The 26996-nt window shown below is 57.9% G+C and carries 27 protein-coding genes and 3 tRNA genes; 14 read left to right on the forward strand and 16 right to left on the reverse strand.

Annotated features, from left to right (window positions below; genetic code table 11):
- Window positions 1-75 precede the first annotated feature (75 nt).
- The 8 genes from H7A77_RS06840 (at window position 76) to H7A77_RS06875 (ending at window position 9931) form a co-directional block, all read left to right on the forward strand.
- Window positions 76-1281, forward strand: a complete 1206-nt coding sequence (locus H7A77_RS06840) for an efflux RND transporter periplasmic adaptor subunit (RefSeq protein ID WP_080280844.1) — start codon at window positions 76-78, stop codon at window positions 1279-1281.
- Window positions 1278-3215: a MacB family efflux pump subunit gene (locus H7A77_RS06845; protein ID WP_042784175.1), complete on the forward strand. Its 1938-nt coding sequence runs from the start codon at window positions 1278-1280 to the stop codon at window positions 3213-3215. The genes H7A77_RS06840 and H7A77_RS06845 overlap by 4 nt, the downstream gene beginning before the upstream one ends.
- Window positions 3216-3218: 3 nt before the next feature.
- On the forward strand, window positions 3219-4586 hold the full coding sequence (locus H7A77_RS06850; protein ID WP_169539529.1) for a TolC family protein: 1368 nt from the start codon (window positions 3219-3221) through the stop codon (window positions 4584-4586).
- 414 nt (window positions 4587-5000) lie between these two features.
- Window positions 5001-6503 (forward strand): glycine betaine/L-proline transporter ProP, encoded by a 1503-nt coding sequence (gene proP / locus H7A77_RS06855; protein ID WP_025302375.1) that lies wholly within the window; start codon window positions 5001-5003, stop codon window positions 6501-6503.
- Between the two features lie 98 nt (window positions 6504-6601).
- The gene (locus H7A77_RS06860; RefSeq protein ID WP_182073968.1) at window positions 6602-7528 is read left to right on the forward strand and encodes a LysR family transcriptional regulator; all 927 of its coding nucleotides are present in this window, start codon (window positions 6602-6604) and stop codon (window positions 7526-7528) included.
- 108 nt (window positions 7529-7636) lie between these two features.
- Window positions 7637-9262 (forward strand): GMC family oxidoreductase, encoded by a 1626-nt coding sequence (locus H7A77_RS06865; protein ID WP_182073969.1) that lies wholly within the window; start codon window positions 7637-7639, stop codon window positions 9260-9262.
- 129 nt (window positions 9263-9391) lie between these two features.
- Entirely contained in the window at window positions 9392-9559 is a 168-nt protein-coding gene (locus tag H7A77_RS06870; RefSeq protein WP_154219868.1) for a hypothetical protein, read from the forward strand.
- A 102-nt stretch (window positions 9560-9661) separates the two neighbouring features.
- Window positions 9662-9931 (forward strand): hypothetical protein, encoded by a 270-nt coding sequence (locus H7A77_RS06875; RefSeq protein WP_033642645.1) that lies wholly within the window; start codon window positions 9662-9664, stop codon window positions 9929-9931.
- A gap of 56 nt (window positions 9932-9987) precedes the next feature.
- Here H7A77_RS06875 and H7A77_RS06880 read toward each other — a convergent pair whose 3' ends face one another.
- The 3 genes from H7A77_RS06880 to H7A77_RS06890 all read right to left on the reverse strand — a co-directional run bounded on the left by H7A77_RS06880 (window position 9988) and on the right by H7A77_RS06890 (window position 11381).
- On the reverse strand, window positions 9988-10539 hold the full coding sequence (locus tag H7A77_RS06880) for a hypothetical protein (protein ID WP_033642644.1): 552 nt from the start codon (window positions 10537-10539) through the stop codon (window positions 9988-9990).
- Window positions 10505-10786 carry a hypothetical protein gene (locus H7A77_RS06885; protein WP_182073970.1) on the reverse strand — a complete coding sequence of 94 codons (282 nt, stop codon included), beginning with the start codon at window positions 10784-10786 and terminating at the stop codon, window positions 10505-10507. Before H7A77_RS06885 ends, H7A77_RS06880 begins: the two co-directional genes overlap by 35 nt.
- A 142-nt stretch (window positions 10787-10928) precedes the next feature.
- Window positions 10929-11381 carry a PaaI family thioesterase gene (locus H7A77_RS06890; protein ID WP_033642642.1) on the reverse strand — a complete coding sequence of 151 codons (453 nt, stop codon included), beginning with the start codon at window positions 11379-11381 and terminating at the stop codon, window positions 10929-10931.
- Window positions 11382-11618: 237 nt separating this feature from the next.
- On the opposite strand from H7A77_RS06890, the gene H7A77_RS06895 reads away from it, so the two are divergent.
- Complete coding sequence (locus H7A77_RS06895) at window positions 11619-12959, forward strand: anaerobic C4-dicarboxylate transporter (protein ID WP_033642641.1); 1341 nt, start codon at window positions 11619-11621, stop codon at window positions 12957-12959.
- A 164-nt stretch (window positions 12960-13123) separates the two neighbouring features.
- Here H7A77_RS06895 and H7A77_RS06900 read toward each other — a convergent pair.
- The 7 genes from H7A77_RS06900 to uvrY all read right to left on the reverse strand — a co-directional run bounded on the left by H7A77_RS06900 (window position 13124) and on the right by uvrY (window position 17765).
- A tRNA-Leu gene (locus tag H7A77_RS06900) sits at window positions 13124-13209 on the reverse strand.
- A 10-nt stretch (window positions 13210-13219) separates the two neighbouring features.
- Window positions 13220-13293: transfer RNA gene (locus H7A77_RS06905), tRNA-Cys, on the reverse strand.
- 351 nt (window positions 13294-13644) lie between these two features.
- Complete coding sequence (locus H7A77_RS06910) at window positions 13645-14097, reverse strand: hypothetical protein (RefSeq protein ID WP_047026313.1); 453 nt, start codon at window positions 14095-14097, stop codon at window positions 13645-13647.
- 359 nt (window positions 14098-14456) lie between these two features.
- A tRNA-Gly gene (locus tag H7A77_RS06915) sits at window positions 14457-14532 on the reverse strand.
- A gap of 144 nt (window positions 14533-14676) precedes the next feature.
- Window positions 14677-15225 (reverse strand): CDP-diacylglycerol--glycerol-3-phosphate 3-phosphatidyltransferase, encoded by a 549-nt coding sequence (gene pgsA, locus H7A77_RS06920; RefSeq protein ID WP_033642639.1) that lies wholly within the window; start codon window positions 15223-15225, stop codon window positions 14677-14679.
- A 58-nt stretch (window positions 15226-15283) separates the two neighbouring features.
- Entirely contained in the window at window positions 15284-17116 is a 1833-nt protein-coding gene (gene uvrC, locus H7A77_RS06925; RefSeq protein ID WP_071845073.1) for an excinuclease ABC subunit UvrC, read from the reverse strand.
- Window positions 17109-17765 (reverse strand): UvrY/SirA/GacA family response regulator transcription factor, encoded by a 657-nt coding sequence (gene uvrY, locus H7A77_RS06930; RefSeq protein WP_004927947.1) that lies wholly within the window; start codon window positions 17763-17765, stop codon window positions 17109-17111. The genes uvrC and uvrY overlap by 8 nt, the downstream gene beginning before the upstream one ends.
- 694 nt (window positions 17766-18459) lie before the next feature.
- Between uvrY and H7A77_RS06935 the strand changes: the two genes are divergently transcribed.
- Together H7A77_RS06935 and H7A77_RS06940 are read left to right on the forward strand one after the other, a co-directional pair.
- Window positions 18460-18684: a DUF2594 family protein gene (locus H7A77_RS06935; protein ID WP_004927950.1), complete on the forward strand. Its 225-nt coding sequence runs from the start codon at window positions 18460-18462 to the stop codon at window positions 18682-18684.
- A 122-nt stretch (window positions 18685-18806) separates the two neighbouring features.
- Entirely contained in the window at window positions 18807-19148 is a 342-nt protein-coding gene (locus tag H7A77_RS06940; RefSeq protein WP_025302360.1) for a GlpM family protein, read from the forward strand.
- Window positions 19149-19165: 17 nt separating this feature from the next.
- Here the strand turns inward: H7A77_RS06940 and H7A77_RS06945 are convergent, their stop codons facing one another.
- Together H7A77_RS06945 and H7A77_RS06950 are read right to left on the reverse strand one after the other, a co-directional pair.
- On the reverse strand, window positions 19166-19597 hold the full coding sequence (locus tag H7A77_RS06945; RefSeq protein ID WP_033642636.1) for a hypothetical protein: 432 nt from the start codon (window positions 19595-19597) through the stop codon (window positions 19166-19168).
- Between the two features lie 173 nt (window positions 19598-19770).
- A complete protein-coding gene (locus H7A77_RS06950) occupies window positions 19771-20085 on the reverse strand; it encodes a hypothetical protein (protein ID WP_033642635.1) in 315 nt (104 codons plus the stop codon).
- A gap of 542 nt (window positions 20086-20627) precedes the next feature.
- Here H7A77_RS06950 and H7A77_RS06955 point away from each other — a divergent pair.
- Window positions 20628-20987: a hypothetical protein gene (locus H7A77_RS06955; protein WP_033642634.1), complete on the forward strand. Its 360-nt coding sequence runs from the start codon at window positions 20628-20630 to the stop codon at window positions 20985-20987.
- A 47-nt stretch (window positions 20988-21034) separates the two neighbouring features.
- Here H7A77_RS06955 and H7A77_RS06960 read toward each other — a convergent pair whose 3' ends face one another.
- Genes H7A77_RS06960 through H7A77_RS06975 form a run of 4 tightly spaced genes read right to left on the reverse strand, consistent with a single transcriptional unit; the run spans window position 21035 to window position 24624 of the window.
- A complete protein-coding gene (locus H7A77_RS06960) occupies window positions 21035-22303 on the reverse strand; it encodes an FAD/NAD(P)-binding oxidoreductase (RefSeq protein WP_033650712.1) in 1269 nt (422 codons plus the stop codon).
- A complete protein-coding gene (locus H7A77_RS06965; protein ID WP_033642632.1) occupies window positions 22296-22556 on the reverse strand; it encodes a (2Fe-2S)-binding protein in 261 nt (86 codons plus the stop codon). Before H7A77_RS06965 ends, H7A77_RS06960 begins: the two co-directional genes overlap by 8 nt.
- The gene (locus H7A77_RS06970; protein WP_182073971.1) at window positions 22553-23677 is read right to left on the reverse strand and encodes an FAD-binding oxidoreductase; all 1125 of its coding nucleotides are present in this window, start codon (window positions 23675-23677) and stop codon (window positions 22553-22555) included. The genes H7A77_RS06965 and H7A77_RS06970 overlap by 4 nt, the downstream gene beginning before the upstream one ends.
- Window positions 23677-24624 carry a 4-hydroxyproline epimerase gene (locus tag H7A77_RS06975; RefSeq protein WP_033642630.1) on the reverse strand — a complete coding sequence of 316 codons (948 nt, stop codon included), beginning with the start codon at window positions 24622-24624 and terminating at the stop codon, window positions 23677-23679. The genes H7A77_RS06970 and H7A77_RS06975 overlap by 1 nt, the downstream gene beginning before the upstream one ends.
- A gap of 387 nt (window positions 24625-25011) precedes the next feature.
- On the opposite strand from H7A77_RS06975, the gene H7A77_RS06980 reads away from it, so the two are divergent.
- On the forward strand, window positions 25012-25866 hold the full coding sequence (locus H7A77_RS06980; protein WP_033642629.1) for an AraC family transcriptional regulator: 855 nt from the start codon (window positions 25012-25014) through the stop codon (window positions 25864-25866).
- Window positions 25867-26073: 207 nt separating this feature from the next.
- Entirely contained in the window at window positions 26074-26994 is a 921-nt protein-coding gene (locus H7A77_RS06985) for a dihydrodipicolinate synthase family protein (RefSeq protein WP_182073972.1), read from the forward strand.
- The last annotated feature ends 2 nt before the right edge of the window (window positions 26995-26996 follow it).

Below are 26996 nucleotides of genomic sequence, written 5' to 3' on the forward strand. Positions count from 1 at the left end.
AAAGCGCCTCACGTTTAGCGCCAGTTCAAGCTGGCGCTGCCATGATGGCAGACTGGAACCGCCGCTTTTATCGTTATGGAAAACCTGGGTATGTCATCACTGAAACTCCCCTCCCGCCGTCTGGCGTTGATCGCCGCCATCGTTTTCATCGCCGTCGCCGTCGCGCTGGCCATCTTTTGGCAACGCCCGCCGCAGCAGGATTACGTTACCGCGCCGGCCCGCCTGGGCGATATCGAAAACGCCGTGCTGGCCACCGGGCGGCTGGATGCCATCGAACGCGTCAACGTCGGCGCCCGCGTCTCCGGCGAAGTCAAATCGCTGAAGGTCAAGCTGGGCGATCGCGTCACCAAAGGGCAACCGATCGCCGACATCGACGATCTGCAACAGCGCAACGATCTGCGCAACGCCGAAGCGGCGCTGAACGTAGTCAAAGCCAATATGTTAGCCAAACAGGCCTTGCTGAAACAGGCGGAGTCGCGTTTCAAACGCCAGCGCCGCATGCTGAACGACGAAGCCAGTTCTCGGGAAGACTTCGAGACCGCCGAAGCCTCGCTCGCCACCACTCGCGCCGATCTGCAGGCGCTCAATGCGCAGTTGGTGCAATCGCAGATCGAAGTCGAGAAGAAAAAAATCGATCTGGGCTATACCCGCGTGGTTGCGCCGATGGACGGCATTGTTATCGCCGTGGTCACGCAGCAGGGACAAACGGTCAACTCCAGCCAAAGTGCGCCGACCATCGTCAAGCTGGCGCGGCTGGATATGATGACCATTAAGGCGCAGATCTCCGAAGCCGACATCACCCGCATTTCGCCGGGACAAAAGGCTTACTTCACTATTTTCTCCGATCCGGATAAGCGCTACGACGCCACGCTGCGCACCATCGAGCTGGCACCGGAATCGGTGATGAAAGACGACTCGCTCGCCGGCACCAGCTCCGCTTCCGGCTCCGGCACCTCGAACGCCTCGGTCTATTACAACGCGCTGCTGGACGTGCCAAACCCGGAAAACCGCCTGCGCATCGCCATGACCGCGCAGGTGTCCTTGCTGCTCGGCGACGCGAAGAACACCCTGCTGGTGCCGATCCAGGCGGTGCATAAAATCGATGGCAAAGAGCAGCAGGTGCAGGTGCTGACCCAGGACCAGCGGTTGGAAACGCGCAAAGTGACCACCGGCATCACCAACAATGTCGACATTCAGATCCTCAGCGGCCTGAAAGCCGGTGAAACCGTGGTGCTGTCGCAGCCCGCCGCCAAATCGGCTGAGGATGGCATCTTCCTGTGAACGCGATCATCGAACTAAAAGGCATCAGCCGAACGTACACCAACGGCGGTCAAGCGTTAACGGTGTTGAAAGATATCGATCTGACCATCGCCGCCGGCGAGCTGGTGGCGATCATCGGCGCCTCCGGCTCCGGCAAATCGACGCTGATGAACATCATGGGCTGCCTCGACGTGCCGGATCGCGGCGATTACTACATCAGCGGCCAAAACGCCGCCCACCTGTCGCCGGACGAATTGGCCCGCCTGCGCCGCGAACATATCGGTTTTATCTTCCAGCGCTATCACCTGATGCCCGATCTCAGCGCGCTGGGCAACGTCGAAATCCCGGCCATCTACGCCAACGCCCGGCGCGATCAGCGTCGGCAGCGGGCGGCGCAATTGCTGGCGCGGTTGGGGCTTGAGGGACGCGAAGACCACAAGCCCGGCCAGCTTTCCGGCGGCCAACAGCAGCGCGTCAGCATCGCCCGCTCCCTGATCAACGGCGGTGAGATCATCCTGGCGGACGAACCGACCGGCGCGCTGGACACCCAATCCGGCCAGGAAGTGCTGGCGATCCTGAGCGAACTGAATCAGCGCGGCCACACCGTGGTGATCGTCACCCACGATATGAAAGTGGCGCAACATGCGCAGCGCGTCATCGAACTGCAAGACGGCAAGATCATCGCTGACAGCGGCCGCAAGTCGGCGTCCGGCTCATCGTTGCCGCCGCCGCACCGCAGCCGGCAAAGCGGCTGGCAACGCCTGATTGACCGCACCCGCGAATCGCTGCACATGGCGCTGAAAGCGATGAACGCTCATCGTCTGCGCACCGCGCTGACCATGACCGGCATCATCTTCGGCATCGCCGCCGTGGTCACGGTAGTGGCGCTGGGCGAAGGCGCCAAACAGCGCACGCTGGAAAACCTCAAAGATCTCGGCACTAACGTGGTAAGCATCTATCCGGGCCGCGATTTCTTCGACGACGCCATCGACAGCATCCGCACCCTGGTGCCGGCCGATGCCGACGCGCTGGCGCAGCAAAGCTTCGTCGACAGCGTCAGCCCGGAAGTAGACGCTTCCGACAGCATCCGTTTTCGCAGCAAATCCGCCACCGCCTCGATCACCGGCGTCGGGCGCGACTATTTCCGCGTTAACGGCGTCGAGCTGTTACAAGGCGTGACTTTCCGCGACGATCGTAATGCGCTGCAGGAAGTGATCATCGACGACAATGCGCGCCAGGCGCTGTTCGGCGATTTCGGCGTCGAGCCGCTCGGCCAGATCGTGTTTCTCGGCTCGGTGCCGGCCCGAGTGATCGGTGTGGCGAAAAGCAATCGCAACTACGCGCCCAATCGCATTACTGTTTGGATGCCCTACAGCACGGTGATGTATCGCATGGTAGGCAAACCGACGCTCAGCGGCATCACCGTTCGGCTAAAGGACAATGTCGCCAGCGAATCGGCGGTCACCGCTATCACACAGCTGTTGACCCAACGCCATGGCGTAAAAGATTTCCGTTTGTACAACTTCGATAAAATCCGAAAGTCCATCGAACGCACGTCAATGACTTTCAGCCTGCTGATCCTGATGGTGGCGTCCATCGCGCTGGTGATCGGCAGCCTGGGCGTGATGAACATCATGCTGGTCTCGGTGACCGAACGCACCCACGAAATCGGCGTGCGCATGGCGGTCGGCGCGCGGCGCAGCGACATCATGCAACAGTTCATGATAGAGGCGGTGCTGGTCTGTCTGATCGGCGGCGCTTTGGGCATCGCGCTGTCGTTCGCCGCCGGGTCGCTGTTCACCTCGCTGGCGGGCGGCATGTTCACCGCCATCTATTCCTGGCAAGCCGCCGCCACGGCATTTTTCTGTTCAACCTTAATCGGCATGATCTTCGGTTATCTCCCCGCCCGCAAAGCGGCAAGGATGGATCCGGTCGTTTCATTGGCCAGCGAGTAACCCATGAAAATTTTATCTCCCCTGGCGTTAAGCCTCGCCGCCCTGCTCACCGCCGGCTGCGGCAATGCCCTGAAAAGCGACTACCGGGCGCCGCAGGTCAACTATCCTGCGGGGTGGCAATACGCTGCCGACAACGCCGCGCCGACGCCGTTCGACTGGCGCGATTTCCACGATCCCGAGCTCGACCGTTGGCTGCAACAGGTGATGGCGAGCAATAACGATCTGGCCGCCGCCGTGCTGCGCGTTTACCGCGCACGGCTCGAGGCGGAACGCGTCGGCATCAGCACCGCGCCCGGCGTCAGCGCCTCATTAGGCAGCAGCATTAATCGCCCGCTGTCCGAGTCCTCCGCGTGGAATAAAACCAGCAACGCGTCGCTCACCACCAGCTATGAGGTCGATCTGTGGGGCAAGCTGGCGCGCCAACGCGACGCGGCCGAGTGGAGCAGCCAGGCTTCCGTGCAGGATCTGCAGGCGGCGCGCCTGAAGCTGTTGGCCGACGCCGCCACCAACTACTGGCGCATCGGTTTTCTCAATCAACAAATCAGCGTCAGCCAGGCGAGCATCGCCTATGCCAAAACGACGCTGCGGCTGGCCAACGCCCGTTATCAGGCCGGCAGCATCTCGGCGCTGGACGTAGTGAATGCGGAACAAAACTTGCTGACTCAGGAACGCAGCCTGGTGGCGTTACAACACGATCGTCAACAGGCGCTGAACGAACAGGCGGTGCTGCTGGGCGCGCCATCAGGCCAGGCCACCATCGCGCCCGCGCGCCTGCCGACGACGGCGATGCCGCAGATCAACACCGGCATTCCCGCCAGCGTCCTGAGCCGTCGCCCGGATCTCAGCGCTCAAGAGCTGCGGTTGCGCGCCGCCCTGGCCAACGTCGATGAAAAACGTCTGCAATACTATCCCGCGTTCAGCCTGACCGGTTCACTGGGCGCCAGCAGCAGCGCGCTGCTGGAATTCCTGCGCAACCCGACGGGCAGCCTCGGCGCCGGCCTGACGCTGCCGTTCCTGCAGTGGCGGCAAATGGGCGTGGAGATCAAGATCGCCCGCAACGACTATGAACAGCAAGTTCTGGCCTTCAAGCAGGCGCTGTACAAAGCGATGGGCGATGTGAACAACGCGCTGTCACTGCGCACGCAGCTGCTGGCGCAGGAGACGCAGTTGCGCGCCTCACTGGCGTTGGCGCGTAAATCGGAGCGGTTGAACGAGGTGCGTTATCGACAGGGCGCCGTCACCATTACCGACTGGCTGAACGCTCAGGAACAACGCCGTCAGGCGGAACTGGCGGTGGATGAAAACCGTTTCGCGCAGTACCAGAATCTGGCGAAAATCTATCTCGAATTCGGCGGTTCATCGGCGCCGTAATCTCAGCGGCCTGGCCACCCGGCCAGGCGCTTTTTTAGCGGCGAACACATCAATTTTTCCTGTTTTATCTCCCGTATTCTCTATACTGGAAACACCATCAATCAGCCGAAAAATCGTCATATCGCACAATTATCAGACCATTCTCGCACCAAATCGGTGCAAATACTTAAGTTAAACTGCTGGATTTGATCGCCGCAAGATATAACGTTAAGCTATAGATGCAAAATAATTAGTCACCTAAATGACATAACATCGGCATGAGCGACGCTATTTTGTGATCCACATCTCAACTTAAATGTGGATAATGAATCGTCTTGAACCGCGATTCGATTAGCCGATTTGATAACTCGAAAACAACAGTGAACGGAGATTACGCTTTCACGAACAACGAATAATTCATTAAGGGATGATTATATGAAGTTAAGAAAAAAACGACATAAACCGATGCACATTAACGACATCACCATCATCGATGACAGCAAACTCAAGAAGGCCATTACCGCCGCGGCCCTCGGCAACGCAATGGAGTGGTTCGACTTCGGCGTATACGGCTTTGTCGCCTATGCGCTTGGCCAGGTCTTCTTCCCCGGCGCCTCTCCCGGCGTACAAATGATCGCCGCGCTGGCGACCTTCTCCGTCCCCTTCCTGGTGCGTCCGCTCGGCGGTCTGTTCTTCGGCGCCATGGGCGACAAGTTCGGCCGTCAAAAAGTGCTCTCAGTCACCATTATCATCATGGCGGTCAGCACCTTCTGTATCGGCCTGATCCCGTCCTATGCGTCGATCGGCATCTGGGCGCCGATCCTGCTGCTGCTGGCCAAACTGGCGCAAGGCTTCTCCGTCGGCGGTGAATATTCCGGGGCGGCGATCTTCGTCGCCGAATACTCACCGGACCGCAAACGCGGCTTTATGGGCAGCTGGCTGGACTTCGGCTCCATCGCCGGCTTTGTGATGGGCGCAGGCGTAGTGGTGCTGATCTCCAGTATCGTCGGCGAAGCCAACTTCCTCGACTGGGGCTGGCGTATCCCGTTCTTCATCGCCGCGCCGCTGGGCCTGATCGGTCTCTACCTGCGCCATGCGCTGGAAGAAACCCCGGCGTTCCAGCAGCACGTGGACAAGATGGAGAAAGAGGATCGCAACGCCATCGAGAATCCGCCAAAGACCTCGTTCAAAGAGATCGCGGCCAAACACTGGAAAAGTTTGCTGGTGTGCGTGGGTATCGTGATTTCCACCAACGTGACCTATTACATGCTGCTGACTTACATGCCGAGCTACCTGTCGCATAACCTGCACTACTCGGAAGATCACGGCGTTCTGATCATCATCGCCATCATGATCGGCATGCTGTTCGTGCAGCCGGTGATCGGCCTGACCAGTGACCGCATCGGCCGTAAGCCGTTTATCATCGGCGGCAGCATCGGCCTGTTGGCCTTGGCGATCCCGTGCTTCATTCTGATCAACAGCAACGTCATCGGCCTGATTTTCGTCGGCCTGCTGGTGCTGGCGGTGCTGCTCAACTCCTTCACCGGGGTGATGGCCTCCATCCTGCCGGCGATGTTCCCGACGCACATTCGCTACAGCGCGCTGGCGATTTCGTTCAACATTTCGGTACTGATCGCCGGTGCGACGCCGACCGTTGCCGCCTGGCTGGTGGAAGCAACCGGCAACCTGTACATGCCGGCCTACTACCTGATGGTTGTTGCGGTGATCGGTCTTATCACCGGTCTGTACATGAAAGAAACCGCCAACAAGCCGCTACGCGGCGCGACGCCGGCCGCCTCTGACCGCTCCGAGGCAAAAGAGCTGCTGCAGGAAACCTACGACAACATCGAACAGAAAGTCGAGGACATCAACGCGCAGATCGCCGAACTGGAAAAGAAAAAACAGATCCTGATCGACCAGCACCCCAAACTGGACTGATCGGCGCTGAAAGACAAAAGCCACCCGCCCGGGTGGTTTTTTTTGCCTGGCGTGCACAGAGTGGTAACTTGACCCGGCGGATACCGAAGGAGAGATGAATGAATCAGTTTCAGGAGATGGCGACCTATATCGCCGTGGTCGAGGCCGCCAACATCAGCGCCGCCGCCCGCCGCTTGGGCACCACCAAGTCGGTGGTCAGCAAACGCATCCAGCAGTTGGAGACGCGCCTTGGGACTGTGCTGTTCGAACGCGGGAAAACGCTTGGGTTGACCGACGCCGGCCATCTGTTCTATCAGCGCGCCGTTCTCATATTAAGCGAAGTGAGCGATGCCGAAGAGTCGGTGCGAACACTGCACGGCCAACTGCAGGGCCCATTGCGGTTAACCGCGCCGATGGCGTTCAGCATCCGCTATCTGGCGCCGCTGTTATCCGCCTTTATGGAACAATACCCGAACCTCAATCTGGACGTGGAGTACAGCGATCGCCTGGCCAATCTGAATCAGGAAAATTTCGACGTCGCCATCCGTATCGGCGCCTTGGCGGATTCCGACCTGATCGCGCAGCGCATCTGCGTCAACCGTCACTTGATTTGCGCCAGCCCAGCCTATCTTGCGCGTCAAGGCACGCCGACGCACCCGCAACACCTGCAACAGCATCAGGGGTTGCTGTATATTCACCGCGAGCCGACCGGCATGCTGCAACTCCCCATCGAAGGCGAGATCCGATCGTTTCGTATCGGCAAACGCCTGCGCACCGATAATGCTTTTCACCTGCTGGCGGCGGCGAAAGCCGGTTTGGGCCTCGCCATCCTGCCCGCATTTATCGCCGCCGACGCGATACGCGCAGGGGAACTGCGCATTGTGCTGGCCGCCTATTCACCCGACGGCGGCGACATTTCCGCCGTCTATCGCCGTTCAAAACGGGCATCCCCCAAGATCAAGGCGCTGGTGGACTTTCTGAGTGAGCACATTGGCCCTACGCCCAGTTGGGAAACCGCGCTGTCCCCTTTCCTGACGTCAACCTGAAAGGTTCGCAGAACGCGAACAGCAGGTTCGAATTTCGCCCGCTTGTCGCTTTTATCTCCGGGTTTTAGTCTGCAGAACACACCTTCCGACCGCTCTGGAGACTACGCCATGAAAGACCTGTCACGCCGTCAGCTGATATCCCAAACGCTGGCCGTTTCAGCCGCCGCCACGCTCAGCGCTTGCGCATCGAGTTCCGCGTCGGCGGCGCAAACACAACCGGCCCAACGCGCCAGCGAGCCATCCACCTTCGACGTGATCATCGTCGGCGGCGGTTCCGCCGGCGCGGTGATGGCGGCTCGCCTCAGCGAAAACCCGGCGCGCCGGGTCCTGCTGATAGAGGCCGGGCACAGTTACGCGCCCTACGATTATCCGCGCCTCATCGCGAACAGCGACGTGCTCGGCGCCAATGGCGACCCGGAATTCGAATGGGGATACCGGACAGAACCCGGCTATGTCAGCCACGCGATCGGCGCCATCCGCGGTAAAGTCCTGGGCGGCAGTTCTGGCGTCAACGGCGCCGTGGCGATCCGCGCCCGCCCGGAAGATTTCAAACGCTGGGATCTGCCGGGATGGCGCTATCAGGATCTGCTGCCCTCCTTCAAAAAACTGGAGACTCGTCATGGCCTGCACGACCGCGCAATCCATGGCGATAGCGGTCCTTTCCCCGTCGTGCAACTCACATTGGATGACATCACGCCAATGCAACGCGCTTTCGTCGCCGCCACGCGCGCCAACGGCTATGACGCCATCGACGATTTTGACGGCCCTTCAGCGAATGGCGTCGGCCCCTACCCGATGAATATCGTCAACGGTGTGCGCGTTAACACCGGCATGGCCTATCTGGATGAGAAAACGCGCGCCAGAGACAATCTCACCCTGCGTGCCGATACGCTGGTCGACCGCGTGATATTTGACGGGCAGCGCGCGATCGGCGTTCGCCTGGCCAGTGGCGAAGAAATCCATGCCGCTGAAGTGATCCTGAGCGCCGGAACCTACGGCAGCGCCGCCGTTTTGATGCGATCCGGCATTGCGCCTGCGCAACAGTCGAAGCGTCTGGGGATCCCCGTCGTCGCCGATTTGCCCGTCGGTGAAAACCTGGTCGATCACCCTTTTTATTACAATGCCTACGCAGCCCGCCCCGACGTCATCGGCAGCCAATCGCCGGTTATCGGCGCCAAGCTGTGGACCCGCAGCAGCCGGGCGGAACCGGGGGAGCTCGATCTGCACATTACCGCGACGCATCTGTTCCCACATGACCAAAGCCCCACCGGCGTCGGTTTTGTCCTGGCGGTGGCGCTGACCCGGCCGAAATCCACCGGACGCATCTGGCTGGAAAGCCGCGATCCAATGGCAGCCCCTCACATTGACCTTAACTTCCTGGCGCAAGAGAGCGACCGTGTTCGCTTGCTGGAGGGGGTTAAACTGGCGCGAAAAATAGGGCAAACCGCCCCGCTGTCTACGCTTATCCACAGCGAGCTTGCGCCCGCCGCAGACAGCGACGAGGCCATTCTGGCCTCGATGACGGCGACGTTGGATACCTATCATCACCCGACCTCCTCCGCGCCAATGGGGAATGCCGGCAACCCGAAGGCGGTCGTTGACCTTCAGGGCCGCGTGCACGGCGTGCACGGGCTTCGGGTTGTCGACGCCTCAATTTTCCCCGACGTGCCCTCCGTCGCCACTAATGTGACGACGATCGCCACCGCCGAGCATATCGCCCGCCACTATGCCTGATCGTTTGGCGGCAAGATAGGCTGTTGAAACCCGGCCGGTCATCCTGATGGCCGGCCTTCGCCATTCCGCAGCGGCACAATCGAAATAACGGCGGCACATTTTATCCTGCCGGAAAACGGTGTTACCCTTGTGGCACCGTCACCTCTGCAAAACATTCTCATGGGCAAAATGGATCTTCCCGTCATCATCGGCATCCTGGTTATGCTAACCCTGTGGCTCGGCGCGCTCTTCAACATCGGCGATCTCAGCCTCACCATTTCGCGTCTGTTTCACTGGTTCGAAAGCCAGCGTGGATAACCTGGATTCGCGATAACGCAGGCGGCGAGCAAACATCGGCTATGATTGATAGACGTTACGTCATTTTCCGAGACTGTCGCTCGCGATAAAGAGGACCGCATCATGACCGACTATGTGTTCTACAATCAGATCCTGACCCGACTGGCCGCCAATCATCCCGGCACGCTGGATGAGAAAACTTACGAATTGTGGAAGCAGGACGCCACCAGCCCGCACGCCTTCGCGGATCCCTTCGCCTATCTCAAAACCAAGGGGCTGATACAGGCCTACGTGATGAGCGACATCGACGAGAACAACTATGATATCGATCCGCACCAAACGCGGATCACCGCCGCCGGTCTCGACTTCATCCGCAGCGGCGGGTTCAAATAAGACGCAAAAAACCGCCCAACGGCGGTTTTTTTACCCTAAAAAGCGTCCGGACCGTTTCAGGCGGGGAAAGGCCGATAAAAAATACGCAGCACTTCACTGTCGCCCTGGCGTAGAAAGCCGCCTTCCGGCTGCCAGCGCAGATCGCGCGCCAGATTGAGATTTTCCCAGCCGACCGCGCCTCCCACGCCGATGCAAAGATTTTTATTGCCTGCGGCAAATCCCGCGCCGGTGCCGATCATGGCATGCAGCAATCGGGGCGAGGCCGCGTCGCGCATGGAGAATATCCCGATAAAACATCCCTGTGGGGCGCGCAGCATATCCGCCATGGTGCGGATCTCGGTATCGTCAGGGCTGACGAAATGTTTGTACTGCTTATCGAACACCGTCAGCCACAGTTGCTTGTATTTCGCCTTACTGAGCGCGCCGGAACGGTGGGCGCACAGCACCACCGCATCCCAGCACATCTCCCCGCTGAGCGAAAGATACTCTTCCGTATTCTCCTGCGGCTTATCGGCATAATGCCGCGCAAATTCAGCGGCATTCAGATGCGGCGGCACGGCCTGTTTGGCGACGTCACTCTTGTAGCGCTTGAAATTCAACCAATGCATGGGAAGTCTCCTCTTCACCCGATAGATTAATAAATCCGCAGCCGTGAATAAGACGAGCCATCAAATCCAGCGCGTCGTCGGCAACGGCGGTGTCGTCGTCGTTCAGCCCCTGTTCCACCGACCGCTCAATGGCGCTCATCACCGACGTCGCGCTGGTTTCTTCCCCTTGCGCTACCACGTCCAATACCGCTCTGCCGATCGCCAGACAAAGCTCATGATCAAACTCAACCTCTTTATACGGCTGCATACTCACCCCGATAAATTTTTACCCAAGAATACTAGACCACAATGACGCATCGCGCCTGCAGCCGTATCGCGGCGGTCGGTGCAGCCGACAGAGAAATGCATCAGGCCCCGGATGGAAGAACCGGGGCCTGATAAATGGCAGGTTATTGTGGCGGCTGTTCGGTAGAGCGAATGATAAAGCAAGTGGCGGTTGCCGAAGCCAGCAATTTTCCTTCCGCCGTTTTGAGCGTGCCTTCCGCGAAAGCGACGTTTTTCGACGCATAGACCAGACGCCCCTCGGCGATCAGATCAATCTCCTTCGGCACCGGGCGCAACATTTTCACCTGCAGATCGACGGTGCCATAACCCGTCCCTGCGCCCAGCGTACTGTGCACCGCGCAACCGGTCACCGAGTCCAAAACCGTGGCGGCGAAGCCGCCATGAACGCCGCCCAGCGGGTTAAGGTGGCGTTCGTCGGCCCGCGCCACGATGCGGATATATCCCTCTTCAACCGCGGCCGGTTTCATGGGCACCGTTTCAGCGATCGAAGCCGGTGGAATTTTGCCGGCCATCGCTGCCTGTAATAACGCCAGCCCCGTCATTTTTGTCGGATCCATAACTCTCTCCTCTGGTGGTAAATCCGTCATATAGGAGAGGTCTGACCTCTTGACTTGCTTTTTCGTGCTGATGCCGCTTTCCGCCCGCTCTCTATGTTCTTTGAATGTGACCGACATCACTCTTTAAGGTTAATAACCACAATTTATTAATGCCTTTAGATTTAAAACAACTTTCTGCTGTAAACGCCGCCGGAAACTGAACGTAGTTAAGTTCAACATTATTAAGGCGTATCTATCATGGATTTCTTTCTGCAATTAGCGGTTATATTGGCATGCCTGCTGTATGGGGCGCGTAAAGGCGGCATTGCGCTGGGGTTGCTGGGCGGTATCGGTTTGATGATTCTGGTGTTCGGCTTTCACCTGCAGCCCGGCAAACCGCCGGTAGACGTGATGCTGGTGATCATCGCGGTGGTGGCGGCCTCCGCCACCCTGCAGGCCTCAGGCGGGTTGGACGTCATGCTCCAGATCGCCGAGCGGATGCTGCGGCGCAACCCGCGGTATGTCTCAATCATCGCGCCGTTCGTCACCTGCATTCTCACTATTCTGTGCGGCACCGGCCATGTGGTGTACACCATCTTGCCGATCATCTATGACGTGGCGATCAAAAATAACATCCGCCCGGAACGGCCGATGGCAGCCAGCTCGATCGGCGCGCAGATGGGCATTATCGCCAGCCCGGTCTCGGTGGCTGTCGTTTCACTGGTGGCGATGCTCAGCAGCTACACCTTCAATGGCCGCCATCTGGAATTCCTCGATCTGCTGTCGATCACCATTCCTTCCACCCTGTGCGGCATTCTGGCGATCGGTATCTTCAGTTGGTTCCGCGGCAAAGACCTGGACAAAGATCCCGAGTTTCAGAAATTCATCTCGGTGCCGGAGAACCATCGCTACGTCTATGGCGACGCCGCCACCCTGCTGGACCGGGTATTGCCACGCAGCAACTGGATCGCCATGTGGATTTTCCTCGCCACGATCGCCCTGGTGGCGGTGCTGGGGGCTTTTTCCGACCTGCGGCCCAGCTTCGGTGGCAAGCCACTTTCCATGGTCCTGGTGATCCAGATGTGCATGCTGATGGCCGGAGCGCTGATCGTCATCATTACCCGCACCAACCCGGCGTCTATCTCTAAAAACGAGGTGTTCCGTTCCGGCATGATTGCCATCGTGGCGGTGTATGGCGTCGCCTGGATGGCGGAAACCATGTTCGGCGCCCACCTGACGCAGATAGAAGCCACGCTGGGCGTGCTGGTGAAAGAGTACCCCTGGGCCTATGCGCTGATCCTGCTGCTGGTGTCGAAATTCGTCAATTCGCAGGCCGCCGCGCTGGCGGCGCTGGTGCCGGTGGCGCTGGCGATCGGCGTCAACCCGGCCTATATCGTCGCTTCGGCGCCGGCCTGCTACGGTTATTATATTTTACCGACCTACCCCAGCGATTTGGCGGCAATTCAGTTCGACCGCTCCGGCACCACCCGCATCGGCCGCTTCGTGATCAATCACAGCTTCATTCTACCGGGCCTGATCGGCGTCAGCGTCTCCTGCGTCTTCGGCTGGATCCTCGCCGCGGCGTTCGGTTTCTTATGATCTGTAGTGTGGAGCCCTGCGGGGCTCCCTGCAGGCAGGATGGCGGCATGACAAGAAAGGAAAAAAATGCAGGCGTAATGCGAATTTCAGGCACAAAAAAACCGCCTCTCGGCGGTCTACGACATTACTACTTATTGCTTTGATTATTCGGTATTTTCGTTCCCTGGTACCCGGGGCGGGACTTGAACCCGCACAGCCATAAGCCGAGGGATTTTAAATCCCTTGTGTCTACCGATTTCACCACCCGGGCTCGGGAAAGTTGGAGGCGCGTTCCGGAGTCGAACCGGACTGGACGGATTTGCAATCCGCTACATAACCGCTTTGTTAACGCGCCTTTATTCTGTTTTGCCTTTTCAGGCCAAAGCCGGTGAATCACCCACTTCGTTTTGTTCTTCGGGATTGCGATGATAAAATCGCTTATCCTAATCATCTGATTCTCAAGTAATTTATTTCGTTACTGCCGAATCGATGGACTGCATTATGGACTAAACCCCCCACCTTGGCAACCCCCCGAAATAGCAAAAAGTTCTCTAACGCTTTCAACTGCTTATTTTGTGGGCGCACTGTTCACAATGCCAACGAAAAGGCAAGCGCAATGTTGATATTATATGCATCGGCTCAGAAATTCATGGGCAAAACGGTTCTTTTTCTCGACAGGAATAGCTCTCCCCGGCTTTTCGCTTGCTTATGGCGAAGGGCTATCGTGCAAAACCTCATCGGTCGGGGCATCACGCAATCTTCGACGCCACCATAAAAACCCGGCGAACATTCCCGGTAAGACCGCGATCGCGCCAAAAATACGCTGATCGGCATTCAGCAAACCGGGAGCAATGGCGGACACCACCGCACACAACAGCAGAAACCACCGCAATTGGCGAATGCCTGAATGGGCGATACCGGCAATAGCCCCCGCCAAACATGCCGGCAAAAAACCGAGCGCATAAGAAAAAATGCCGATAAACCCGGCCATGCCCAGCAAGTCGCCGGCATCGAGAAGACTTATTCCCACCCACTCACCGCTGCCGAACGCCATCAGCAGAAACATGAGCACGCCCCCCAACGGCGGGGCGACCAGGCCGAAGAACAGCGCACATCCCGCCGCCGTTCTTATCAGATGCTTTAAAGCACCAGATTCCATACATCCTCCTATGCCCGGTTTCAAAAGACCGACCTACAGCTTCACTTTGCCGATAACCCAGCGATTTGACGAGGCGACAGCGATGCATGGCTGTGCCTGAGTGCTCTGATGGCGTCATACGCCGCATTATTTTCTTCTTGCATGGCGAACCGCCGGACGTATCAAATTATTGTTTCACCGTTTAACGGCTGCATCCAACAGTATGACAACGACAGGAAAGATACGTGAGAAGAGTCAATAATCGATATGGGAAGATGAAGAAAGGTTTCGCCGAATGGCGCAGAAGCAGAAAACGAAAAAGGGGCCGAAGCCCCTTTTCCTTACCTGCCGAATCACGGGGGATTCAACAGGCTAATATTTGGAGCGGGAAACGAGGCTCGAACTCGCGACCTCAACCTTGGCAAGGTTGCGCTCTACCAACTGAGCTATTCCCGCATTACCAGAACTGACTGATTTCTTTGCTATCTTTCGGCAATTCATCGTTGTCGTCTGATGCGATGCATTCTACTTACCTGACGTGATGAGTCAATAAAATTGTTGGCCCATCACGATCGTTTGCCGCTTTTTGCAGCGTATCGATCACGGTTCCAGCAAATCGTTACGCGCCGCGTTCAAATATTGGAACATCGACCAGAAAGTCAGCACCGCCGCAATATACAGTAAGCCGATCGCCACATATTCCACAGAGCGATCCGGGCGCCACAGCAAGCCCACCAGCGACATCATCTGCGCCATGGTCTTCACTTTGCCGATCCAGGACACCGCCACGCTGCTGCGTTTGCCAATTTCCGCCATCCACTCGCGCAGCGACGAAATGATGATTTCGCGGGCGATCATGGTGGCCGCCGGCAGCGTGATCCACCAGCTGTGGTAGTGCTCCGCCACCAGCACCAGCGCTACCGCCACCATCACTTTGTCCGCGACCGGATCCAAAAACGCCCCGAAGCGCGTCGTTTGTTTCCAGCGGCGCGCCAGGAAACCGTCAAACCAGTCGGTGACAGCGGCAAACACAAAGATAACGGCGCAAACCATCGGAGCCCAGCTGAACGGCAGGTAAAACGCCAGCACAAAGAATGGGATCAGAACTACGCGAAACAGGGTAAGCCAAGTCGGTATATTCAATTGCATAATGCTACGGTAACTATCTGGCTAAAGTGGAAATTAAGAGTATGTTGCTACATTGCCCTCAGTGTTTCAATGCATTGTAGATCTTTTCTGCCAATGCTTGTGAAATACCCGGCACTTTTGCAATTTCCTCCACGCTGGCGTTCAACAAAGGTTGCAGTCCGCCCATATACTTCAACAGCACCTGGCGCCGTTTCGGCCCTACGCCCTCAATCAGTTCCAGTGCGCTGGTATTTCTGACTTTCGCCCTTCTCTGCCGGTGACCGGTAATCGCATGATTATGTGAATCATCGCGGATGTGTTGGATCACATGCAGCGCCGGCGAATCCGGCGGCAACGAAATCCCTTCGCCTTCCGGCACGAAGAACAACGTTTCTAACCCGGCCTTGCGATCGGCGCCTTTGGCGATGCCGATCAGCAACGGTTTATTCTTGTCCCAGGTGACGTTCAGCGAGTTGAACACGTCGATCGCCATGCCGAGCTGCCCTTTGCCGCCGTCGATGAAAATGACATCCGGGATTTTTTTCTCTTCCAGCGCTTTGCCGTAACGGCGTTTCAGCACCTGCGTCATCGCCGCGTAGTCATCGCCGGGGGTGATGCCGCTAATATTGTAGCGCCGATACTCCGAACGCACCGGGCCGTTTCCGTCGAACACCACGCACGAAGCTACGGTCTGTTCGCCCATGGTATGGCTGATATCGAAGCACTCCATACGATTGATTTCCGCCAGATTCAGCACCTTGGCCAATTCCGCCAGCCGCTGATGGATCGTCGACTGTTGCGAAAGCTTGGTGGTCAACGCCGTTGCCGCGTTGGTGCGGGCCAGCTTCAGATAACGGGCGCGGTCGCCGCGCGGCTTGCTTTGAATTTGGATCTTGCGCCCCGCCAACTCGGAGAGCGATTCTGCGAGCAGGTCCTTTTCCGGCAAGCTGAAATCCAACAGGATCTCGCCGGGCAGCGTGCGCGCCTGGCTGCCCTGCAGGTAAAACTGGCCGACGAAAGTCTGCACCACTTCGCTCATATCCGTACCGCCCGGCACCTTAGGGAAATAGCTGCGGCTGCCCAACACCTTGCCCTGACGGATGAACAGCACGTGCAGGCATGCCATACCGGCGTCGAACGCCACGCCGATGACATCCAGATCGTCACTGTCGCCCGAGACGAACTGCCGCTCGGTAACGCGGCGCACGGCCTGAATTTGATCGCGTATGCGCGCCGCCTCTTCGAAATTGAGCAGCTTGCTGGCTTCTTCCATGCGGGCAATCAGCTGGTGCAACACCTGTTGATCTTTGCCCGAAAGAAACAGCCGCACGTAGTCCACCTGTTGCCGGTACTCTTCTTCACTCACCAGGCCGGCGACGCAAGGGCCCAGACAGCGGCCGATCTGATACTGCAGACACGGGCGCGAGCGGTTGCGATACACGCTGTTTTCGCACTGGCGGATCGGGAACAACTTCTGCAGCAGCGCCAGCGTTTCGCGCACGGCGTAAGAGTTGGGAAAAGGACCGAAATATTCGCCCTTGGCGTGTTTGGCGCCGCGATGCACCGCTAAACGGGGATGGGTATCGGCGCTGAGAAAAATCAGCGGATAAGATTTATCGTCTCGCAAAAGAACATTATATCGCGGTTGGTACAATTTAATGTAGTTATGTTCCAACAACAGCGCTTCTGTTTCGGTATGGGTAACCGTTACGTCTATTTGCGCGATATTTTTAACCAGCGTTTCGGTTTTACGGCTGCTGACCTGCTGCCGAAAATAGCTGGCGAGACGTTTTTTCAGGTCTTTGGCTTTACCGACGTAGATCACCGTGCCAGTGGCGTCATACATACGATAGACGCCAGGTTGGCTGGTGACGGTACTCAGGAAAGCTTTGGCATCAAAACGGTCATTCACTGCTTAACAACGTCTCCGCATTGAACAATCCATGTCGGATGGCCAGGTGGGTCAGTTCGACGTCGCCGCTGATATTCAATTTGCTGAACATACGGTAACGGTAACTGTTCACCGTTTTCGGGCTGAGACTCAGTTGCTCCGAGATCTCATTCACTTTTTTGCCTTTGGTGATCATCAACATGATCTGCAGCTCGCGCTCAGACAGGCAGCTGAACGGCGTTTCGGCCTGCGGCTCCAGCTGGCTCAGAGCCATTTGCTGGGCGATGTCAGACGCGATGTAGCGCTGCCCCGCATGCACGGAACGCAAGGCGTTAATCACTTCCTGCGGCGCGGCGCCCTTGCTCAGGTAGCCGGCGGCACCCGCCTGCATCACCTTCGCGGGCAAGGGATTTTCGGTATGGATAGTCAGCATGATGACTTTGACGTCGGGTGCATAACGCACAATCTTGCGCGTGGCTTCCAGCCCGCCAATGCCCGGCATATTCATGTCCATCAGCACGATATCGACAGCGTTGCCACGGCACCATTTTACGGCGTCTTCACCGCACTGGGCCTCACCGACAACTTTTATACCTTTGATATCTTCAAGAATGCGTCGTATCCCTGCGCGCACCAGTTCGTGGTCATCAACAAGAAGAACGCTAATCAAGGAAAATTCTCCAAAAAAAGGGAGTAACGCAATCAGCCTCTGTTTTCGCCAGAGATATTACTTGTTTTTCAGACAAGAATGAACACAGATTAATACATACTTCCGAATAACTTTGCGGAGCATAGCTGATTTTTCAATTTTAGCCGTCTATGCCGCCGATAAATCGTCACGTCGGAAAAGATCGAGCGACGAAAATAATTTCGTCGCGCTGCGTCAGACACAGGATAGCGCGACAATCATGCCGCGAGGGAGAAATCTGTGTAAGCAATCACGACATGAATAATATTAACACGGCTGTTGGCTGTTTGTAATCATTTGATATTTAAAGCCGCGGCCAACGCGAGCCTGACAGCCGGCGTACAAAACTATTATTACCGACCAACGCCGGCAAAATCAGTGCCACCCGCCCCTAATAATTATAATAACCCCGATTGTTCAACAATAACGAGCCGGGCAAATACTTGTTAACCGCCTCGAAATAACTGGCCGACAATGGATGACCCGGACGTGCAATGAGCAAACTTCACCCACCAGCGCCGCCAGAGCAAGCCCGGTGCAGATGGCTGACGCATGCTATGCTATACTCCGCGCCCAGTTAAATTCGCCGCCGTGCGTAGGCAACTTGCCTATAGTCCGCGCGCGGTGCGCTAAAGCAGCTTGTATCAGGCTACGGCCTCAAAAATCAGGAGAGAAAATGAGCAACGTTGATTTCACTACGTCTGCAAACCCGGAGATCTTGGCGACCGAGGTTGCCTGCCTCAAAGCCACGCTGACGCTGATCCTGAAGTCGATCGGCCAGGCCGATGCCGGGAAAGTCATCATCAACATGGAACGTTTCATCGCCCAGATTGAAGATCCGACTCAGGCGGAAATCTTCAAGAACAGCATTCAGCAAATCAAGCACGCTTACCGCCAGTAAACGTTGCCGCTCAGACCCGCGATTCATGCGGGTCTGTTTTTCCCCGCACTACGCAATACGCCATTGATTCTGCTCAGGCTTTCGGGCAGTGTGTTGGCTTTCCCCCGACACCCGAGACCGTTATGGGCATCCTTGTCAAAGCGCTGATAGGCGCGCTGGTCGTGGTTCTGATCGGCCTGCTGGCCAAAACGCGCAACTATTATATCGCCGGTTTAGTCCCGCTCTTCCCCACTTTCGCTTTGATTGCGCATTATGTTGTCGGCAGCGAACGTTCAATAGCGGCGCTGAAAACGACGCTGATTTTCGGCATGTGGGCGGTGTTGCCCTATCTGGTGTATTTGATTTCGCTGTATTTCCTGATTAACAGTCTGCGGCTGTCGTTAGCGCTGGGGGCGGCGGTACTGTGCTGGATTGCGGCGGCGTGGCTATTAATTACGCTGTGGGGATGGTGGCAAGGACGTTAACGCCCTTGCCAGGGCGGTTACGGCCGCCCTGCCTGCAAAACGAAGCCTCGCTGCCGATCGCCGGCGATACGCAGATAGCGGCTTTCACCGGCGCGCAGCGTCATCGGCACGCTGCCGCTGGTATCACGCCAAATACACAGAGAGTTCTCTATCATATCTTGCCCGATGCTCACCGAAGTATTGCCCGGCGGCACGCGAAACTCCGCTTTTTCTTTCGCGCCCAGCGAAGCGGCGAACTCCCCATTCACATAAACGCCGGTGCGGCAGCTACCCGCCAGCATTCCACTGTCGCGCACCACCACCACCGTGGCGTATGGCGTATCCGGGATATTCTGATAAAGCATCAGACGGCTTGGGGGCGGTAATTCAGCCTGTTGCGGTGGTACGGCTTGGGTCGCACATCCCGTCAACAGTGCAGAGGCGAACAACAACGCGGCGTAATGCTTCATCCTTGGCTCCTGAAAAAATAATGCTTATCGTAACAAGAGAATAGCTGCTGTCAGTAGCCTTCATGTCGCAAAGACGAAAAAATCGGATAACTTCCTACTCATCGCCCTGCGCGTCTTTCCGGATAAGAAGATTCTGTATTAAAGACCTTGAAATAAAGGCGATTTTTAAAAATTTAAAACTTTACCATGCCGCGTTGGATATCTGCCGCAAACGCGTCACTGACGTAGCTGAAGCCATCCGGCGTGACGTAAACCCGGGTATGACCGGTCTCTGACAGCACTGCCACCATATATCCCAGACTGAGCATTTCATGCGAAGGAACATTCATCGGCGTTAGAAATCCGCGTCCGCGGCACCACTGATAAAAGCGAGTTCGCCCATATCCCAACACGGTGCCAACATCGGAAAGGTGCTTAAAATTATCATAATCCCCTGATGGTGAAGGCAAACCGCCATGGCTTTCAGGCGTTTTCTTTATCCCAGACAAAATAAACTCCTTTTTTGAACCTGTCGCTAACGGTTATCCCTCATCTGAGCTGAATTTAAAAAATCCAAATTTAAAATGCAAATGAATTCCCTGTAACTAAAAAGTATTTAATGGAAGAATTCCGAAAATAAAGGCACAATAAAAAAACAGAAATAAAAAAATAGAGCATTAATACCGTGCATTAAAACTTGGCCATGGGTAAATATCTTAATTCAAAATTCCATTTAAACAGGATAAGAAAATACTTAGCTTGCATACTGTTCTTCCCTCTCATAACGCTGAGATAATGACCAAGCCATGCAGCAAAAAGAGAAAAGATATAAAATCGCTCTGCCCACACACTCTCATCGTCAGATCTGCCCCTTGTAAGCCTCTCCCCTATCGCCGACGGCGCATTTCAGGGTGCCGTTGCCTCAATCACACCTAAACAATAACCATTATCATTTCCAATTGTGTCGTCAGTTGATTACACTTTTTCGCATCGCTGGTTGGGAAGATTCCTAGTCAGTGATCACCAGGATAGAGGAAGAGTTAGGGACACCATGAAGAATTACCGTTGTTTGATTGTTTTGCCGTTATTGATGATGACTGCCTGTACCCAATGGGAAAGACCCGGCGCAGTTGAGAGCACCCGAAATGCCGAATATGCCGAATGCCGCAGTCGGGGCTACGATCGCTTCCCGCCAGACGTCGTGCGGGACGTAGAGTTCAGCTACGAAAACAAATACATCCCTTGCGAGAAGAATAAGAAAGATTGTCCATCGGGATATCGCTATGACAAAGAGCCGTCGATCAAAACGGTACAGACCGATCGCAATCAGTCAGCCCGAAACGCCACCATCGAGGCTTGCATGTACGGCAAGGGCTGGCGAGAGAAAACCTACTATTGGCCGCAGTGGTGATGCAGCGAAATCGATTTGGACTGAAACGCCACTGCCGCGATGCCCCATCAATTATCGTCGTCGCTGCAATGCCTTCCCAGAGCAACCAGCGTTTCCGTCCGCACCGGCGTTAAAGGGACGCGTGGCGGCGGCAAAGGCCACCCCAACAGGTGCCGCGCCGCCGTCGCACAAACCTTGCCCTGACAGGCTCCCATACCACAGCGGCTGCTCAGCTTGGCCGTGTTCCAGTCAGGTTGATGGCATACCTGTTCCAGCGTGACGTCTTCGCAGCGGCACAGCAGCGTCTGCGGTTTGGCCAGATAACTCGTGCGTTCATCAAGCGCAAAAGCGGCCGCTGTCGACGTGGCGAAACGCCGCCATCGCCGCCGCTGCACCGTCAGGGATTCGGCTTTTGCCTTTTGCCCGGTGGCGGCATAACCGGCGATGGCGCCGGTGGTGAGCGCCAATTCACTGCCGCCGATACCGGTACACTCCCCGGCGGCATAAATTTGCGCCTGGCTGGTTTGCTGCCAATAATCCACCGCAACGGCGTCGTGTGCGATCCGGCATCCCAGCAGCATCGCCAGTTCAATATTCGCCACCAAACCGAAGCCGCAGGCCAGCCTGTCGCAGGCCACCGTACTTTCCCGCCCGCCGTTGCCGACGCGCACTGACGTCAAGCGCTCTTGCCCCAATGCCGCCAATACTCGGCTATCGGCACGGTAATGAGGCTGAATCAGAGAAAACGACTGACGCAGCTTGGGCGGCCAACGCCACAGGCCGCCGGCGAACGCCGCCAATCGCCGCAGAGCCGCCTGTTCCGCTACCAGCACGACCTCGCCACCGGCCTGTTTCACACTTTTCGCCACCGCCAGCAGCAACGGACCGCTGCCAGCTATCACCACCCGCTCACCGCGGATCGCCAGCCCCTGCTTGATTTGCGCCTGTAGACCACCGGCGCCGCTCACTCCCGGCAACGTCCAGCCAGGAAACGGCAGCAGCAGCTCACGGGCGCCATTGCATAGAATCAGCTTTTGATAGCGAATCACGCCGCAGCCTTCGGCGTCTTCATACGCCAATCGGTTAGCGCCACACTGCGCCACCAGCTTGCAGCCGGAGTGCAGCACAATATTTTCCCGCGCCGCCATCGCCTGCCGATATCGTCTCGCCGCTTCAGGCAAAGCCACCTGCGGCCCATCACGCCAGATTTGCCCACCGGGGTGCGGATTATCATCGATCACCCGTATCTGCCCCTCGTTTTCCGCCGCCGCCAGCGCTGCCGCCATGCCGGCCGGCCCGGCGCCGACGATCAGCACCTCGCAATCGAAGTCACTCATCATCGCTCCTCTCAATCCGCATGCCGGATTGGCACAACGTCTGGCACGCCAGGCGGCGCAGACCGTTAATGGTTACCCGGCACTCCTGACAAACGCCCATGCCGCAAAATGGTGCGCGCGGCTGGCGTGAAATCGACAACCGGCAATGATCCCCGCCGCACAAACTGAGCGCCGCGGCAACGCTGATGCCAACCGGCACCCGGTAGGGTTTGCCGTCGATGCTCAACGCGAGCGTGTTTTGCCTCTCTTTCATACGGGCAGCTCCTCGGCGGCAAACGCCCGCGCCGCCAAATACGGGGAATCATCAATCTCCGGCGCCTGCCGGCCGATCTGCGCAGCAAGCAGCGCGGCGCTGCCGAGGGCGGTCGTGACGCCCAGCCCCTCGTGCCCCAGCGCCAACCACAACCAGGTATGCCGCGGATGTGCGCCTAACAGCGGCAATCCATCGGCAGAGGCGGCGCGCAGCCCGGTCCAACAGCGAATGATGTTCATCTGCGCCAGTGTGGGCAAGAAATGCTGCGCGCGCATGAGCATCGCCGCCAGCAGCGGCATATCCAATGACGAATCGACGGAATCGAACTGGCGGGAAGAACCGATCAGCCATTGCCCGGTGGGCCGCGCCTGCACATTGAACGCCACGGAAGCGCCGTCGCTGGCATGCGCGCTGGCGCCATACCCCAGCTCCACCAACTGATGCCGCACCCGCGGCGGATAACGATCGGTGATCGCCAGGTGGCCCTTCTTGGCACGCAGCAACGGCTGCGACAACAAATCATTGGCCCGCAGGCCGCAGGCCAAGACGACCACCGGCGCCGCCAGCTCTCTGCCGTCCGCCAATCGCACCGCCGCCTCGTCCAGCGCGATCGCTTCACCCTGCACCACATCGATCGCCACGCCAGCGTCGGCCAATAGCCAACGCGCCGCCTGCGGCGCATACAAAATGCCGTCGCCCGGCACCCGCAGCCCACCGGCGAGCCCCTGCCGCAGCATCGGCTCCATAGCGGCAACCTGCTCCGCCGTCAGCAGTTCCGCCGCCACGCCCTGCTCCGCCAGCCGCGCCCGCTTTTGTTCGGCGATGGCCATTTCATTCGCTTGCTCCGCTAACCACAGCGTTCCGCAGCCGCGCCAGGCGCAGGCTTGCGGCATCCGGCCCGTCACTTCACGCCATAACCGCAGCGAATAAGCGCTCAACGCCAGCTCGGCCGGGTTGTCGTCCATGCATACCAGGTGCCCCATGCCGGCGGCGGTGGCGCCGGCGCGACAGTCGTCCACCACCGAGACGCGGTACCCCTCCCTCGCCAACCGCCAGGCGCAGGCGGCGCCGATGATGCCGGCACCCACCACGATGGCATCAACTCCCCGTCCGCCGCCCATCAGCGTATGCCCCAGACAAAAGGATCGCGTTCGTCGAGCAACAGTTGGCTATCGGCGCATACATAAGCCTGCCCACGAATAAAGGGGGTGATGCGCTCGCCGTTCCAGCGGTAATAAGCCTGGAATTCGCTGCCGATGACGCTGGCCTGGCGCCAGTGCATATCGGGCGCCAGTTTGCCGTCCGCCGCCAGACACGCCAGCTTGGCGCTGGTGCCGGTGCCGCACGGCGATCGATCGTAGGCTTTGCCGGGGCACAACACGAAGCTGCGGCTGTCGGCCTGCGGATCGTCACCGAACAGCTCGATATGGTCGATCGCCCCGCCGTCTTCGCCACGAATGCCCGCCTGTTCAAGCGCCTGCCGGACCGCCCAGGTGAACGCGGTCAGCGCCTCCAGATTGTGTTTATCGATGGTCAACGGCGACTCGCCGATGAGAAAAAACCAGTTTCCCCCCCAGGCAATGTCCCCCGTCACCGGGCCGTAACCGGCCACCTCAACTCGCACCTGGTGGCGATAACGATAAGCCGCCACGTTCTCTACGGTAACGCTGCCGTCATCATGCAGCGTGGCGTTCACCGGGCCGACCGGGGTCTCGATCAGATGACGCCCGGCGCGGATGCGCCCGAGATGCGCCAACGAAGCAATCAGCCCGATAGTACCGTGGCCGCACATGCCCAGATAGCCGGTGTTGTTGAAAAAGATCACCCCGGCGGTAGCCTGCGGCGAACAAGGCCGACACAGCAACGCCCCCACCAACACGTCATTGCCGCGGGGTTCGAGCATCACCGCGCAGCGCCAATCGTCATAATGTTGCGCGAAATGCGCCCGCCGTTCCGCCATGCTGCCTTCGCCAAGGTCGGGGAAGCCTTCGACGATCAGCCGGGTCGGCTCCCCGCCGGTATGAGAATCGATCGCCCGCAAAGCGGTGATATGCGCAGAAAGTGCCATCGGCGTCTCCAGGGTTAATGAGATGTTACCAATAGCGTTAGCCTGAACGAATGCGCGCATGACGGCTTGATGCGTTTCGGCGTGGCGAATGAAGAAATCAGCACAATGAGGACAGGCTAGCCTGGCCCATCACGGGCATACGTTTAACGCAACCATAACAATAACTTATTTATCATTACGTTACTTTCATGCTAGACCACCGCGTAGCGAGAAATACCGCAGTTTTCAAGCAACCGGCGCGCGCCGTCCGGCAAAAGTATGCGGCGATCCGCATATTTGGTAGCCAGCCGGAAATAGCGCTTGATTCGTTACAAAAAAGTTAATATTGATGCGAAAGCGCCAACCTGGCCGCCTGTTTTTCCGGCTAACGACCGAAAAGGGACTGCTATGCGATCCATTTCAGACCATCAACATCAGATTTCTCCCTCACCGCCTGCCCTGGTGGAGCTGCCGGATCAGGAGGACGTTTTCGCCGTCGAACATTTGTCGCGCCTGTGCGACGGGCTGGCGCAGCAGCGTCCGAACAACCTGCGCGATCTGCTCAATACGCTGGCGCTGATCGCGCCGTTGCTGAACGCGATTCCCAATGTGGTGTTCTTTATCAAAGACGCCCAGGCGCGCTACCTGTTGGCCAACCTGACGCTGGCCAGGCGCTGCGGCTTCAAGACCGTCGCGCCGCTGCTGGGCAAGACGTCCGCCGACGTTTTCCCCGCGCAGCTCGGATCCGGCTACACCGAGCAAGATCTGCGGGTATTGCGCCACGGCGTGCTGATCCAGGATCAGCTGGAAATGCACCTGTACAACGGCCGTGAAACCGGCTGGTGCCTGACGCAAAAGCTGGCGCTGTACGACGCGCAGGGAAAAATCATCGGAATGGCGGGCATTTCACACGATCTGCAAGAGGCCAAAGCCAATCATCCGGCTTACCAACGGCTGGCCGCGATCGACGTATACATCCGCCGCCACTACGCCCGGCCGATCGCGCTCGAGGAGCTGACGGCGTTGACCGGGTTATCGGTGGCGCAGATAGAACGCTACTGCAAACGTATCTTCCACCTCACTCCGCGCCAGATGATCCACAAAGTGCGGCTGGAAAAGGCCACGGAACTGCTGGCGGGCGAGCTGCCGATCACCGACATCGCGCTGCAGTGCGGCTATACCGATCACAGCGCCTTCAGCCGTCAGTTCAAAGCGATGACCGGTTCCACACCGCGCGATTTCCGCCTGACGCTTTCCGCTTAATTCGCTGATTTACCGCATTAAAAGCATTCTTTATGGCGCACCGGCGCCCGATTTCTGCATGCCCGATTTCCGGCGCCATTGTGCCAATTTCGTCGCAGCAATCGGCGAAAAGCGTCAAGCCTCCCTGTGCAATACCGGTCAATCTGTCGGTGAGCCTCACCAAAGATTCACTTTTTATTAACACTTTCGGACGACAGGACAAACACGATGAGCCATAAAACCCTAAGCTGGAGCGGCGTATTCCCGGCGGTGACGACCCAGTTCCGCAACGATTTTTCTCTGGACCTCGACGCCACGCATACGGTGATCAAAAACCTGGTGCGTGACGGCGTCTCCGGCCTGGTCGTCTGCGGCACCGTCGGTGAAAACACCTCGATGACGGTACAGGAAAAGCTGGCGGTGATCGAAGTGGCAAGGGACGCCGCCGACGGCCAAGTGCCGGTGATCGCCGGCATCGCCGAATTCACCACCGCCTTCGCGCAAAACATGGCGCGTGAAGCGCAAAAGGCCGGCGTCGACGGCATTATGGTGATGCCGGCGCTGGTCTACTCCGCCAAGCCGCACGAAACCGCCGCGCACTTTCGCAGCGTCGCCGGCGCTACCGATCTGCCGATCATGGTCTACAACAACCCTCCCATTTACAAAAATGACGTCACGCCCGACATCCTGACCTCACTGGTCGACTGCGAGAACATCGTGTGTTTCAAAGACTCGTCGGGCGACACCCGCCGCTTTATCGATCTGCGCAACGAAGTCGGCGATCGCTTCGTACTGTTCGCCGGATTGGATGATGTGGTGCTGGAGAGCATCGCCGTCGGCGCGCAAGGCTGGATCTCTGGCATGTCCAACGCTTTCCCGCGCGAAGGGGAAACCCTGTTCCGTCTGGCGAAGGAAAAACGCTATGAGGAAGCGCTGGCGCTGTACAGCTGGTTCATGCCGCTGCTGCATCTCGATGCCCGCCCCGATCTGGTGCAATGCATCAAGCTGTGCGAACAGCGGGTCGGCCGCGGTAGCTCCATCACTCGCCCGCCGCGTCTGGCGCTGCAGGGTGAAACGCTCTCCGAAATCAACGCCGTGATCGATAAAGCGCTGGCCACTCGTCCCGCGCTGCCGAACGTCGGCCTGTAACG

The organism is Serratia sp. ME47, from assembly GCF_903970925.1.
GTDB lineage: Bacteria > Pseudomonadota > Gammaproteobacteria > Enterobacterales > Enterobacteriaceae > Serratia > Serratia ureilytica.

What these genes read in the sequence shown, in the direction of transcription:
- H7A77_RS06935 (WP_004927950.1), top strand. Translation starts at nt 18,460, where the DNA reads ATGAGCAACGTTGATTTCACTACGTCTGCAAACCCGGAGATCTTGGCG.
- H7A77_RS06940 (WP_025302360.1), top strand. Translation starts at nt 18,807, where the DNA reads ATGGGCATCCTTGTCAAAGCGCTGATAGGCGCGCTGGTCGTGGTTCTG.
- H7A77_RS06885 (WP_182073970.1), bottom strand. Translation starts at nt 10,786, where the DNA reads ATGCAGCCGTATAAAGAGGTTGAGTTTGATCATGAGCTTTGTCTGGCG.
- H7A77_RS06840 (WP_080280844.1), top strand. Translation starts at nt 76, where the DNA reads ATGGAAAACCTGGGTATGTCATCACTGAAACTCCCCTCCCGCCGTCTG.
- H7A77_RS06975 (WP_033642630.1), bottom strand. Translation starts at nt 24,624, where the DNA reads ATGGCACTTTCTGCGCATATCACCGCTTTGCGGGCGATCGATTCTCAT.
- proP (WP_025302375.1), top strand. Translation starts at nt 5,001, where the DNA reads ATGAAGTTAAGAAAAAAACGACATAAACCGATGCACATTAACGACATC.
- H7A77_RS06970 (WP_182073971.1), bottom strand. Translation starts at nt 23,677, where the DNA reads ATGGGCGGCGGACGGGGAGTTGATGCCATCGTGGTGGGTGCCGGCATC.
- H7A77_RS06890 (WP_033642642.1), bottom strand. Translation starts at nt 11,381, where the DNA reads ATGGATCCGACAAAAATGACGGGGCTGGCGTTATTACAGGCAGCGATG.
- H7A77_RS06860 (WP_182073968.1), top strand. Translation starts at nt 6,602, where the DNA reads ATGAATCAGTTTCAGGAGATGGCGACCTATATCGCCGTGGTCGAGGCC.
- H7A77_RS06865 (WP_182073969.1), top strand. Translation starts at nt 7,637, where the DNA reads ATGAAAGACCTGTCACGCCGTCAGCTGATATCCCAAACGCTGGCCGTT.
- H7A77_RS06895 (WP_033642641.1), top strand. Translation starts at nt 11,619, where the DNA reads ATGGATTTCTTTCTGCAATTAGCGGTTATATTGGCATGCCTGCTGTAT.
- pgsA (WP_033642639.1), bottom strand. Translation starts at nt 15,225, where the DNA reads ATGCAATTGAATATACCGACTTGGCTTACCCTGTTTCGCGTAGTTCTG.
- H7A77_RS06965 (WP_033642632.1), bottom strand. Translation starts at nt 22,556, where the DNA reads ATGAAAGAGAGGCAAAACACGCTCGCGTTGAGCATCGACGGCAAACCC.
- H7A77_RS06985 (WP_182073972.1), top strand. Translation starts at nt 26,074, where the DNA reads ATGAGCCATAAAACCCTAAGCTGGAGCGGCGTATTCCCGGCGGTGACG.
- H7A77_RS06880 (WP_033642644.1), bottom strand. Translation starts at nt 10,539, where the DNA reads ATGCATTGGTTGAATTTCAAGCGCTACAAGAGTGACGTCGCCAAACAG.
- H7A77_RS06875 (WP_033642645.1), top strand. Translation starts at nt 9,662, where the DNA reads ATGACCGACTATGTGTTCTACAATCAGATCCTGACCCGACTGGCCGCC.
- H7A77_RS06910 (WP_047026313.1), bottom strand. Translation starts at nt 14,097, where the DNA reads ATGGAATCTGGTGCTTTAAAGCATCTGATAAGAACGGCGGCGGGATGT.
- H7A77_RS06980 (WP_033642629.1), top strand. Translation starts at nt 25,012, where the DNA reads ATGCGATCCATTTCAGACCATCAACATCAGATTTCTCCCTCACCGCCT.
- H7A77_RS06850 (WP_169539529.1), top strand. Translation starts at nt 3,219, where the DNA reads ATGAAAATTTTATCTCCCCTGGCGTTAAGCCTCGCCGCCCTGCTCACC.
- H7A77_RS06955 (WP_033642634.1), top strand. Translation starts at nt 20,628, where the DNA reads ATGAAGAATTACCGTTGTTTGATTGTTTTGCCGTTATTGATGATGACT.
- H7A77_RS06945 (WP_033642636.1), bottom strand. Translation starts at nt 19,597, where the DNA reads ATGAAGCATTACGCCGCGTTGTTGTTCGCCTCTGCACTGTTGACGGGA.
- H7A77_RS06960 (WP_033650712.1), bottom strand. Translation starts at nt 22,303, where the DNA reads ATGAGTGACTTCGATTGCGAGGTGCTGATCGTCGGCGCCGGGCCGGCC.